General features: G+C 74.4%; 7 protein-coding genes. 4 read left to right on the plus strand and 3 right to left on the minus strand.

The features are described 5' to 3' along the window. Positions 1-150: 150 nt before the first annotated feature. Entirely contained in the window at positions 151-3,405 is a 3,255-nt protein-coding gene (locus AC069R_RS28420; protein ID WP_478769626.1) for an ATP-binding protein, read from the plus strand. Positions 3,406-3,546: 141 nt separating this feature from the next. Here AC069R_RS28420 and AC069R_RS28425 read toward each other — a convergent pair whose 3' ends face one another. Together AC069R_RS28425 and AC069R_RS28430 are read right to left on the minus strand one after the other, a co-directional pair. Then, positions 3,547-5,379 carry a sigma-70 family RNA polymerase sigma factor gene (locus tag AC069R_RS28425; RefSeq protein ID WP_478769627.1) on the minus strand — a complete coding sequence of 611 codons (1,833 nt, stop codon included), beginning with the start codon at positions 5,377-5,379 and terminating at the stop codon, positions 3,547-3,549. A 238-nt stretch (positions 5,380-5,617) separates the two neighbouring features. Further along, complete coding sequence (locus AC069R_RS28430) at positions 5,618-6,430, minus strand: TetR/AcrR family transcriptional regulator (RefSeq protein ID WP_478769628.1); 813 nt, start codon at positions 6,428-6,430, stop codon at positions 5,618-5,620. Between the two features lie 376 nt (positions 6,431-6,806). On the opposite strand from AC069R_RS28430, the gene AC069R_RS28435 reads away from it, so the two are divergent. Continuing rightward, positions 6,807-8,171, plus strand: a complete 1,365-nt coding sequence (locus tag AC069R_RS28435; RefSeq protein ID WP_478769629.1) for an NAD(P)/FAD-dependent oxidoreductase — start codon at positions 6,807-6,809, stop codon at positions 8,169-8,171. A 133-nt stretch (positions 8,172-8,304) separates the two neighbouring features. After that, positions 8,305-9,960 carry an ATP-binding SpoIIE family protein phosphatase gene (locus AC069R_RS28440; protein ID WP_478769630.1) on the plus strand — a complete coding sequence of 552 codons (1,656 nt, stop codon included), beginning with the start codon at positions 8,305-8,307 and terminating at the stop codon, positions 9,958-9,960. 115 nt (positions 9,961-10,075) lie between these two features. Here the strand turns inward: AC069R_RS28440 and AC069R_RS28445 are convergent, their stop codons facing one another. Then, complete coding sequence (locus tag AC069R_RS28445; protein WP_478769631.1) at positions 10,076-11,338, minus strand: MDR family MFS transporter; 1,263 nt, start codon at positions 11,336-11,338, stop codon at positions 10,076-10,078. Positions 11,339-11,472: 134 nt separating this feature from the next. Between AC069R_RS28445 and AC069R_RS28450 the strand changes: the two genes are divergently transcribed. Beyond that, on the plus strand, positions 11,473-12,021 hold the full coding sequence (locus AC069R_RS28450; RefSeq protein WP_361671637.1) for a MarR family winged helix-turn-helix transcriptional regulator: 549 nt from the start codon (positions 11,473-11,475) through the stop codon (positions 12,019-12,021). The last annotated feature ends 335 nt before the right edge of the window (positions 12,022-12,356 follow it).

Below are 12,356 nucleotides of genomic sequence, written 5' to 3' on the forward strand. Positions count from 1 at the left end.
TGGCGGCTGCGGGTGCGTCGTGGCTGGTCGCGCAGTTCCCCGCGCCCCTGGGGAATTGCAGCGCCGCTACCCGTGTGGCGCCGCCGTTCCACCCAGCCCGCGCCCGCAAACCCTTCGTCCGGAACTCCGGTCACCCGCGACAATGACCCGGTGCGGTACAGAATTCTCGGCAACACGCAGGCGGCGGACCCTGACGGCACCCCCGTCCCCCTCACCGCCCCCCGTCTCCGTACCCTCCTCGCCGCCCTCGCCCTGCGCCCCGGCCGCACCACCGTCCCCGCCACCCTCATCGAGGAGATCTGGACCGACGCCCCGCCGCAGGACGCCCCCGCCGCCCTCCAGGCCCTCGTCGGCCGGCTCCGCCGCACCCTCGGCAAGGACACCGTCACCTCCACCCCCGGCGGGTACCGCCTCGAAGCCACCGAGGACGACATCGACCTGTACGTCTTCGAACGGCTCACCCGCACCGGCACCGCCGCCCTCACCGCCGGCGATCCCGCCACCGCCCACCGCACCCTCACCGACGCCCTCGCCCTCTGGTACGGCCCCGCCCTCGCCGACCTCCCCGACCGCACCGCCGCCACCCGTCCCGAGGCGCTGCGCCTGGAGGCGACCCGCGCCCGTGCCGCCGCAGCGCTCGCCCTGGGCCGCGCCCGAGAGGTCGTACCGGAACTGCGGGAGATGACCGCGGCGCACCCGTACGACGAACCGCTGCACGCCCTCCTCATCCGCGCCCTCGCCGCCACCGGCCGCCCCGCCGACGCCCTCGCGGCCTACGAGTCCGCCCGCCGCACCCTCGCCGACACCCTCGGCACCGACCCCGGCCCCGAACTGCGCGGTTTGCACGCCGAGTTGCTGGCACAGGAACACCGCCCCGCCGCACCGCCCCCGGCCCGCCGGGGCAACCTCCGCCCCCGGCTCACCTCCTTCGTCGGCCGGGAAGGCGAACTCGACGCCGTACAAGCAGACTTGAAGCGGTCCCGGCTCGTCACTCTCACCGGCCCCGGCGGCTCCGGGAAGACCCGGCTCGCCGAGGAGGCCGCCGCCGCCCTCGCCCCGGCCTGGCTGGCCGAACTGGCCCCGCTGGACCAGCCGGACGCGGTGCCCGGCGCCGTGGTCAGCGCCCTCGGCCTGCGCGAGACCGTGCTGCTTAACCCCGAGCCGGCCCCCCAGCAGACCGACCCCACCGCCCTGTTGATCGAGTACTGCGCCCCGCGCGCCGAACTCGTCGTCCTCGACAACTGCGAGCACGTCATCGACGCGGCCGCCGCCCTCGCCGAGACCCTCCTCACCCACTGCCCGCGCCTGACCATCCTCGCGACCAGCCGCGAACCCCTGGGCGTGCCCGGCGAGTCCGTGCGCCCGGTCGAACCCCTCGTCCCCGAGCAGGCGCACCGCCTCTTCACCGAACGCGCCAGGGCCGCCCGCCCCGACGCCGACGCGGTGCTCGGCGACACCGCCGCCGTCGCGGAGATCTGCCGCCGCCTGGACGGACTGCCGCTCGCCATCGAACTGGCCGCGGCGAGGCTGCGGTCGCTCACCCCGCGGCAGATCGCCGACCGCCTCGACGACCGCTTCCGCCTGCTCACCTTTGGCAGTCGCACGGTGCTGCCCCGCCAGCAGACCCTGCGCGCGGTGGTCGACTGGTCCTGGGACCTGCTGGACGAGCGTGAGCGCACCCTGCTGCGCGAGGTCTCCGTCTTCGCCGGCGGCTGGGACCTCGCCGCGGCCGAGGCCGTGTGCACCGGGCCGGTGGCGGACCTGATCGGGGCGCTGGTCGACAAGTCCCTCGTCCTCGCCACGCCCGGCGGCCCCGGCGGCATGCGCTACCGCATGCTGGAGACCATCCACGAGTACGCCGCCGAGCGCGCCGCCGAGACCCCCCACCTGCGCGCCGCCGCCGAGCGCCGCCACCGGGCCTGGGCGCGCGCCCTGGTCGAGGAGGCCGATCCGCGGCTGCGCTCGACGGACCAACTCCACTGGATCGCCCGCCTGGAGAGCGACCTGGACAACATCCGCGCCGCCCTCGACCGCGCGGTGCGCGCCGGCGAGGAGGCGGAGGCGGGCGCGCTCGTGCGGGCCATGTGCTGGTACTGGTGGCTGCGCAACTACCGCCAGGAAGGGGTGGCGCGGGTACGCCAGGTGCTCCGCCTCGGCGCCGCCCTCGACGCCGGCGCGGCGGCCGACCCGGCGACCCTGACGGCCCGCACCGAGTCGGCCGACCATGTGGCCGCCCTGCTCGCCGGCCCCGACGCCGAGGCCGCCCACCCGCTGCGCGAACTCCGCATGGACCTGCGGCTGTTCGAGCTGTTCCTGACGGCGGGCGGCGGCCTGGACCGCCTGGCCGCCGACGAACGCACCCCGCGCTACCTCGCCCTCGTGCGCGCCGCGTACGAGTCGGGCGGCCCGGTGGCCGCCCGGCTCCCCGGCGTCGTCTGGCCGATGACCGCCTACTACCTGGGCGGCCCGGACGACGCCGGCCGGGACATGGCCCCGGTGGTCGCCAACTGCCGGGTGCACGGCGGAGATTGGGAGCTGGGCGCCGCGCTGATGTTCCGCGCCCATGTGCTGGTCGACTCGCCGGGCAATCTGCGCGGGGTGGACGAGGACCTGGCCGAACTGCGGGTGCTCAGCCGCCGGGTCGGGGACCGCTGGATGCGAGCGCAGGTGTGCAGCGCGGCAGGCGAGGCGGAGATGGCGCGCGGCCGGTTCGCGGAGGCGCGCGGGGAGTACGAGGAGGCGCTGCGGCTCGCCTACGAGGTGGGCGCGTACGCGGAGTCGCCGTTCCTGCTGGCCCGCCTCGCCGACATCGCCTTCCGCTTCGGCGACCGGGACACCGCGCTGGCCGCCCTGGACGAGGCCGGCACCGCCGCGGACCGGTACGCGGTCCCGGAGTCCCGCGCCTTCATCCTGCTGATGCGGGCCTGGATCACCCTGTACGACGGCCGGCCCGCCGAGGCCCGGACGCACTTCGAGGCGATGCGGGACGCGGCGGGATCCGAGCCGGCCCCGCCGCAGTTCGCGGCCGCGCTGCGGACCGTCGAGGCGCTGCTGGTCGCCGCGGAGTCGGGCCCCGGGCACGGTCTGCCGATCCTGGCCGGGGCACTGGAGGAGGCCGTCGCCGTGCGCTGCGCCGAGTCGATCACCGGTGGCATGGTGGACGCCGCGGCCGGTCTGCTCGCCCGGCTCGGGGACCTGCCGGGCGCACTGCGGCTGTACGCGGCCGCCGACCACTGGCGCGCAGGGCGCCCGCGCAGCGAACCCGAGCGCACCGAGGCCGCCCGCATCCGTGCCGAGGCCCGCGCCGCCCTGCCCGCCGAGCGGTACGCGGCCGAAGAGGCCCGCGGCGCGGACTACGACGAGGCCGACGTGCTGCGCGAACTGCGCCGGGCCAGCGCGAGCTGACCACCGCCGGACGACCGCGGCTGCTGTCGGACGTTCCCGGCTGCTGTCGGATGACCCCGGCCGCCGCCGGACGTTCCCGGCTGCCGTCGGACGGTCCTTGCCGCCTGCGGACGGTCCCTGCCGCTCGCCGGGTGAACCGGGCTACCGGCAGGTGAACCGGGACTGAGCCCAGTCCGCCAGCGTCATCCGGTCGAAGGGGGCGCGGTGCGGGCGCACCACGAGCTGCACGGTCCGCCGTCCGGTGAGGTCCACATGGACGGGGACGGCCCGGTCGCCGCCCTTGACCGGCCCCGACTGCCACAGCGGGACCCCGTCGGCGTAGACGGCGAAGGTCACCTTGCCCAGGCCGAGGGTCATGTCGTCCACGCCGGCCACCGCGTCGTACGCGGTGCACTGCCGGTTGAGGTCGATGGTCACGGAGGACTCGCCGCGGACGGTCGCGCCGTGCGCGTACCGCGTGCCGCCGACCTCCAGGCCGTACCGCTGCCACACCCAGCTGCTCGCGCCGAGCGCGATCTCGGGCCGGGTGCCGTCGCCGCCCACGTCGTAGCCCAGCTCGCTGAGCTGGTAGACGACGGGGGGCGCCGGGGGAGGGGGCGTCGGGGTCGGGGTGGGTATGGGGCTGGGCGTCGGCGTGGGCTTGGGGCTCGGCTTCGGGGGTGCGGGCTTCGGCGACGGCTTCGGCTTCGGCGGGGGTGTCGGGGCCGGGGTGGGCGCCGGCGCGGGTGCGGCGGGCACCGCCGGCTTCGGCGCCGGCTTCGGGACGGGCTTCGGCTTCGGCGGGGCGGGCGTCGGGGGAGGCGTGCGCACGACCACCGGCGGGGGCGGCGCGGAGGGCTTGGCGACCTCCTTCGCCGGATGGCCGTCGTACACCAGGCCGAAGGCCACCGCGGCGGCGGCGACCGCGACGACACCGGCGGCGATGCCCGCCTTGACCGGCGCCCCGATCGCCTCCGAGGCGGCCCCGCCCGCGGCACCGGACCCGCCGGAGGACCCGCCCGCCGCGGCGGCCGCCCCCGCGGCACCCGCGGCCCCGGCCCCCGCGCCGCCCGCGACCAGGCCGAGCGCCTTGGCGTACCCGGCGGCCCCGAACCAGCCGATGACCGCGACCGGCACGACCGCGGGAATGCCCCCCGCGACCTCCTCGATCTGCGCCGCCGCGAGCCGGCACCTGGCGCACTCCTCCAGATGCTTGCGCAGGCCCCGCTCGGCGCGCACGCGCAGCTTGCGGCGGGCGTAGCCGCCGAGCTGGTCGGCGTAGCGGGCGCACTCCGCGTCCTCGGTGAGGGTGGTGCTGACATGCGCCTGGAGGTACGCCTGCTTCAGCCCCTCGCGGGCGCGGCTGGCGAGCACGCGGGTGCCGTTGGCGTCCAGTCCGAACAGGACGGCGACCTCGCTCGGGGACTCGTCCTCCACCTCGGTGTGCCACAGCACGGCCTGCCAGCGCTCGGGCAGCGAACGGAACGCCCGCATGGCCATGGACTGTTCGGCCTCGTGCAACGCCCTTGCGTCGGCGCCGAGTTCGAGGGTGTCGTCGTCGGACACCGCCGAGGAGCGGGCGGCCTGCTGGGCGAACGTGGCGAAGTCGTCCACGAGTTGTTCGCGCCGGGCCGAGCTGACCCAGTGCGCGGCGACCCGTCGTACCGAGGTCAGCAGATAGGCTCGTACGGCGTGCTCCGGACCGGAGCCGCCGCGCACGGCCTGGAGCATCCGGGCGAACACCTCGGCGGTCAGGTCGTCGGCGGTGTGCGCGTCCCGGCAGCAGGTGCGCGCGTACCGGCGCACCGCGGGCGCGTGCCGCCGGTACAGCTCCTCGTACGCGGAGTCGTCGCCGCCCCGCATCCGCTCGATCAGCTCGGCGTCACCGGCCGGCGTGCCCCGCTGCACCGGGACGTTCCAGTTGCTCGTCCGGCGCCCCTGGCTGGGCACCTGGGTCCCGGCGCCCTCGTCCTCACGCGCCCCGTCAACACTCATCGCGGAACGCCCCCGCCCCAGCCCGACATCACCGCCCCAGCGTGCCACATCGTCATTTCTTCAACGACCCCCTTCGCCTCCTGTCACCCGTCCGGGGGGACTGGCGGGGAAACGCCCACGAAAAGAGGGGCCGAGGAAACACGAAATGAGGAGCCGAGGAAAAAGGCCGCCCGCGTCACCCGAGTGTGAAGATCGCTCGGGTGACGCGGGCGGCCGGAAATCCCCGCCGAAGGCGCGGTCAGGCGATCGACGGCCGGGACCGCAGACCCTCCAGCAGGATGTCCAGCAGCCGTGCCGACGCCGCCGCCTGCTGCGCGGCATCCGGCAGCGACGGCGCCGCCGTGGCGATCACCAGCAGCACATCGGAGACGGACACATCGGCCCGCAGCTCCCCGGCCGCCCGCGCCCGCTCCACCAGCCGCCCCACGACCGCCAGCAGCTCCCCGGCCCCGGCATCCTCCGCGGGGCCGGACTCCTGCCCGACGAGCCGCAGTTCACCGGTGCCGGGCTGGAGCCGCTGCTGCGGCACACGAGTCTCCCCGACGACCGGAGCGACCGAACCGACCGAACGGACCCCGTCCGCCGGACCCCCGGCGCCTTCCGCCGAGCCGACCCGCAGCACCTGCGGCGGCAGCAGCCGGCCCGCCCCCGACGCCACCGACGTGCGCAGGAACCGGGACAGCGCCGACCACGGCTCGTCCTCCTGCCCCAGCGCCGCCCGCGCCTGCTCGGTGAGCCGCGCCGTCTCCTCCTCGGCTATCCGCCGGACCAGCACGTCCTTGCTGGGAAAGCGCCGGTAGACGGTGCCGACCCCGACCCGCGCGCGCCGCGCCACGTCCTCCATCGGCGCGCCGTAGCCCAGCTCGCCGAACACCTCACGCGCCGCGCGCAGCACGTGCTCCAGATTGCGCTGTGCGTCCACCCGCAGCGGCGTCGTACGCGCCCCGTCCGCGCGCCCGTTCGCCGTCGCGACCGCCGGCACCGCCGGCAGCGTCGAACCTGCGGTCGCCACCGCGGTGGCGGTCGACCAGTGCGTGTCCTGCATATGCATGTGTTTCCCCCGGTGCATGACGTCTCCCCCCGGAGACACTCCCCGTCACTGATGCCGGAATGCGCGAAGGGGCACCGGTCGCCGCGGGCCGACCCGTCACAGAGCCCGAACGACCACAACCCCCACACCCCGTCGACACGAACATAGTTGAGAGGGAGTCAATTCAGAAGGGGCAGGTTCCGCACACTGCGCCCCCCGATCGGAGTACGAGCCGTATACGTCCCGATTCCCGGCGCGTCCGCCCGCGCGTCCGCCCCCGCTGACCTGCCCCCTTGCCACCGCCCCGGCCGCCGGGCCGGCACCGCCCGCCACGAGGCCTCCGGTCACACAAATTGCCGGGCCTGTGGACAAACCACAGCGCCGGGTGCGTCATGGGATGGTGAAGGAACGTGCGCGCATTCTGGTTGTCGGCGGCGGCTACGTCGGGATGTACACGGCCCTGCGCCTCCAGCGGAAGCTGAAGGCCGAGCTGCGGCGCGGGGAGATCGGCGTCACCGTCGTCACCCCCGACCCGTATATGACGTACCAGCCCTTCCTGCCCGAGGCGGCCGCGGGCTCGATCTCCCCCCGCCATGTCGTCGTACCGCTGCGCCGCGTCCTCGACCAGTGCCACGTCGTCGTCGGCGAGGCGAAGGCCGTCGACCACGCGGCGCGCACCGTCACCGTCAGCACCCTCGCCACCGCCGACGCGGGCCGCACCGAACTCTTCCGCTACGACGAACTGGTGCTCGCCCCCGGCTCCGTCGCCCGCACCCTGCCCATCCCCGGCCTCGCCGAGCACGGCATCGGCTTCAAGACCGTCGAGGAGGCCATCGCCCTGCGCAACCACGTCATCGAACAGATGGACATCGCCTCCTCCACCCGCGACCCCGCGATCCGCGACGCCGCCCTCACCTTCGTCTTCGTCGGCGGCGGCTACGCGGGCGTCGAAGCCCTCGCCGAACTGGAGGACATGGCCCGCTACGCCGCCCGCTACTACCACAACGTCCGCGCCGAGGACATGCGATGGATCCTCGTCGAGGCGAGCGACCGCATCCTGCCCGAGGTCGGCGCCGACCTGGGCCGCTACACCGTCACCCAGCTGCGCCGCCGCAACATCCAGGTGCTGCTCGGCACCCGCCTGGAATCCTGCGCCGACCGGGTCGCCGTGCTCAGCGACGGCCAGCGCTTCCCGACCCGTACGGTCGTCTGGACCGCCGGCGTGCGGCCGCACCCGCTGCTCGCCGCCACCGACCTGCCGCTCACCCACCACGGCAAGCTGCGATGTACGGCCCAGCTCACCGTCGAGGGCACCGAGCACGCCTGGGGCGCGGGCGACGCCGCGGCCGTCCCCGACGTCACCGCCGCCGAACCCGGCACCCTCACCGCGCCCAACGCCCAGCACGCCGTACGCCAGGCCAGGGTCCTCGCTGACAACCTTGTCCACACCCTGCGCGGCGAACCCCTGGAGACCTACGCGCACGCCAACGCGGGCTCCGTCGCCTCCCTCGGCCTGCACAAGGGCGTCGCCCAGGTCTACGGGCGGCGGCTGAAGGGCTACCCTGCCTGGTTCATGCACCGCGTGTACCACCTCAGCAGGGTGCCCACCGTCAACCGCAAGGCCCGCGTGCTCGCCGAATGGGTCCTCTCCGGACTCTTCAAACGGGAGATCGTCTCGCTCGGTTCACTCGAACACCCGCGCGCCGAGTTCGAACTCGCGGCCAGGGGAAAGCATCCTCACGACCCGAAGGGGTCGTCCTGACCGGATCCAGGAACTCCACGGCCCGCCCTACCGTCTGACGGATGTCGCCCGCCGCGGCCGGCTCCCTGCCAGACTGCCCCACGACATCGGACGGGCCCCCGCCCGCCCTAGCACCCACGAGGCCTTGCCCACAGTGAACTTCACGCGCTGGAGCGCCCGGCTCCCCGGAACGCAGCGCCGCGCCGCCGCGCGGACCGAGACCGCGGTACCCCCGGACCGGCGAGGGGAAGGCTCCGTGCCCGCGGCCCGCACCGGGCGCCCCGCCGACGGGTCCGGCCCGCTGCCCGCCGTCGACGCACTGCCCGCCCGCGACGTCCTCGACCGCGTCCCGGCCCTCGTCGCCCTCGTACACGGCCCCGACCACCGCCTCGCCTACGTCAACGAGGCCTATACGACCGCCTTCGGCACCCGCCCCACCGGCGCCCCCGCCCGCGAGGCCCTGCCCGAACTCGCCGGACTGGGCCTGCTCCCGCTCCTCGACCAGGTGCTGCGCAGCGGCCGCCCCCGCACCCTGAAGTCCCGCCGCGCGGTAGACGGCCGCTCGTACACCTTCACCTGCACCCCCGTCGCCGAGGGCGGCGACGGGGGCGACGGCGCGGTCCTGGTCTTCGCCACCGACGTCACCGACCACGCGGAAGCCGCCGAGCGGCTGCGCGCCAGCGAACGCCGCCAGCGCGAGACCGCCGTCACCCTCCAGCGCTCCCTGCTCCCGCAGGACCTGGAGGAACCCGACGACCTGCGCATCGCCGCCACCTACCAGCCCGGCGGCACCGAGGCCGCGGTCGGCGGCGACTGGTACGACGTGATCACCCTCGGCGGCGGCCGCACCGCGCTCGTCATCGGCGACGTCATGGGCCGGGGCGTGCGCGCCGCCGCCGTCATGGGCCAGCTGCGCACCGGCGCCCGCGCCTACGCCCGCCTCGACCTGCCCCCGCACGAGGTGCTCCAGCTCCTCGACGGCCTCGCCACCGAGATCGACCCCCACCAGATCGCCACCTGCGTCTACGCCGTCCACGACCCCAACGAGGGCCGGCTGGTGTACGCCTCCGCCGGACACCTGCCCATCCTGGTCCGCGACGAGAACGGCACGGTCTCCCGCGCCGACGAACCCACCGGACCGCCCCTCGGCACCGGCGGCTGGATGCACTCCTCGGGCTCGATCGCGCTGGCCCCCGGCTCCACCGCGGTCCTCTACACCGACGGCCTGGTGGAGCGCAGGAACGAAGACCTGGACGAGGGCATCGCCGCCCTGGAACGCGCCCTGGCCGGCGCCACCGGCTCCCCCCAGGTGATCTGCGACCGCCTGGTCCGCTCGGCCGGCGTCACCGCCGACCACGACGACGACGTGGCCGTGCTCGTCCTCCAGCACCCGGCCCGCACCGGCCCCGACGGCGACCTCTTCCGGGGCGCGGCCCTGGACCTCCTCGGCGGGGTCGAGGCCGCCCCGCGCGCCCGCGCCTTTGCCTCCGGCGTCCTGACCAGCTGGCGTTTCCCCACCGAACTGCACGACCTCGGCGTCCTCGCCACCAGCGAACTCGTCGCCAACAGCCTCCAGCACGGCACTCCGCCCATGCGCCTGCGGCTGCGCCGCACCGACCGCCGCCTCATCGTGGAGGTCACCGACGGCGACGACCACCTCCCCCGGCGCCGCCGCGCCGAACCGGCCGACGAGTCCGGCCGGGGCATCGCCATCGTCGCCACCATCGCCTCCGCCTGGGGCTGCCGCCGCACCCCGGACGGCGGAAAGGCCGTCTGGTGCGAGTTCCCGCTGCCGAAACCGAGACCCTGACCGGCGGCACGGCACCGGGGCGTGATCCACGCCGCGCGCGAGCGGCCACCACGACGCGAAGACCGGTGGGCACGCTCGCGCACCCACCGGTCTGCACCGCCTCACCCGCGGAGCGTCACGCCTCCGCGGCCACCGGCTCCGCGGGAGCCCCGCCCCGGCTGACCACACGGCTCGCCCGCACCGACCACGGCCGGTCCTGCGCCACCGTGAGCTGCCGCCCGAGCCGCAGCGCCAGATACGTGATGCCCAGCGAGAACAGCACGAAGGTCACGATGTACGGCGCGTGCAGCGACGCCCCGAGAGGACCGCCCACCGCCGGACCGACGGCCAGCGCCAGCTGCTTGACCAGCGCGAACGCCGAGTTGTACTGGCCGGCCAGGCCCTCCGGCGCCAGATCGGCGACCAGCGGGGCGACCGTCGGCGAGAGCATCGCCTCACCGAGACCGAACAGCGCGTACGTCGACACGAACGCGGCCGTCGCCATCTCCTGGCTGCCGTGCCCGAGCCCCGCGTACCCCGCGGCCAGCCAGGCCACCGCCCAGACCAGGCCCACCAGGGCGATCACACGGGTGCGCCGGGCACGCTCCACGAACCGCAGCACGGCGAACTGGGCGACCACGATCATCAGGGTGTTGGCGGCCAGGGCCGTGCCCAGCGTGGAGGTGGATATCCCGGCGGCCTCCACGCCGTACGCGCTCAGACCCGACTCGAACTGCCCGTAGCAGGCGAAGAACAGCACGAAGCCCAGCACGCACAGCTGCACCATCGCGCGGTTGCCGAGCAGCCGCTTCCAGCTGCCCTTCGCGGACGCCGGCGCGTCCTCCACGCGGGGGGAGTGCGGCATCCGCACGGTCGCCATCACCGCGACCAGCAGCAGGAACATCGCCGCCTCGATCGCGAACAGCAGGGTGAACGAGGACACGCGCGTGGTGTCGACCAGGTGTCCGCCGATGAGGCCGCCGATGCCGAGGCCCAGGTTCTGGAGGAAGAACTGCATGGCGAAGGCTCGGGAGCGGGTGTCGGCGCTGGAGCAGTCCACGATCATCGTGGCCAGCGCCGGCTGCATCACGGCCTGGCCGGCACCGAGCGCGGAGGCGGCGAGCAGCACCGACCAGGCGCTGCCCGCGAGCCCCAGGCTCAGCGCTCCGAGGGCGGCGGTGACCAGGGCGGAGAGCAGGACCGGCAGCGGGCCGCGCCGCACGATCGCCCGGCCGGCGAACGGCAGCACGATCAGCGCGGCCACGGCGAAGACGGCGAGCACGAGTCCCGCCGTCATGGCCCCCAGTCCCCGCACCTGCGCCACATAGACGTACAGATACGGAACCGTGAAGCCGAGTCCGAATGCGCTGAGTGCGTTGCCCACGTGGATCCGGCGCATCGCAGCGCCCATCGCCCTGGTCACGTTCACCTCTCTCACTAGTTAGGAGTGAAGACTTCAAAGCTAAAGTTCGAAGCTAAAGAGTACACAGTGAAGGACTTCAAGGCAAAGCGGCCGCGTGCCATACTCGGGCCATGGCCGACACCGCCGGCGTCACAGAGCCGACCCTCGAAGAACAGATCGCCGCCTACCAGCGCGAGTTCCAGGACCTCGACCCGCAGGTCGAGAAGATCGTGTCGGCCCTGTCCCGGCTCAACCGCCGGATGAACGTCGCGTACGGCCGCCAGACCGCCGCCCTCGGCATCAGCAACGCCGAGTGGGAGGTGCTCAAGGCGCTGGTCCTCTCCGGCGCCCCGTACCGGCTGGGCCCCAGCGACCTCGCCAAGCGCCTCGGCCTCACCCCGGCCGCCATGACCCACCGGATCGACCGCATGGTCACCGAGGGTCTGGTCACGCGGGAGCGCGACGAGGCCAACCGGGTGCGGGTCATCATCGAGCTGACGCCCGAGGGCCGCGAGAAGTGGCTGGAGGCGATGCGCCTCGCCACGGTCTTCGAGGAGGACCTGCTCCAGGACCTCACCCCGGCCGAGCGCTCGGTCCTCGGCGAGGTCCTCACCACGCTGCTGCGCCGGGTGGAGCACGCCCAGCCGGACGCCGGCGGCCGCCTCAGCGACCTCGACTGAGGCAGCGGAAAAGATCTTGACAGGGGGTGGTTGACACGCCCCGGTCCGGTCCGTAGAGTTCTTCGGGTTGCCGCGGGGCCGTAGTGTCTCCGCGGTGGCACCTCAGCCGCTTCGAGCGGCACCCCTCACACCAACAGCACGATCTCCCTCCGGGTTGATTTCGGCGTGCCCGAATTCAATTCGAATAGGGATTCGGCGGCCCGATTGGGAATTGCCGGAGCGATCCGCTAAGGTTTGAGACGTCGGAACGGCCCAACGGCCGGGAAGACAAGCCCCGCTGACTGGGGGTCAGACACCGAAAGGGTCTGATAGAGTCGGAACCGCCGGAAAGGGAA

The organism is Streptomyces sp. NPDC043952 (assembly GCF_056435325.1).

Coding starts and splice junctions, on each gene's coding strand:
- AC069R_RS28425 (WP_478769627.1), bottom strand. CDS start 5,379: ATGAGTGTTGACGGGGCGCGTGAGGACGAGGGCGCCGGGACCCAGGTG.
- AC069R_RS28430 (WP_478769628.1), bottom strand. CDS start 6,430: ATGCATATGCAGGACACGCACTGGTCGACCGCCACCGCGGTGGCGACC.
- AC069R_RS28435 (WP_478769629.1), top strand. CDS start 6,807: ATGGTGAAGGAACGTGCGCGCATTCTGGTTGTCGGCGGCGGCTACGTC.
- AC069R_RS28445 (WP_478769631.1), bottom strand. CDS start 11,338: ATGCGCCGGATCCACGTGGGCAACGCACTCAGCGCATTCGGACTCGGC.
- AC069R_RS28450 (WP_361671637.1), top strand. CDS start 11,473: ATGGCCGACACCGCCGGCGTCACAGAGCCGACCCTCGAAGAACAGATC.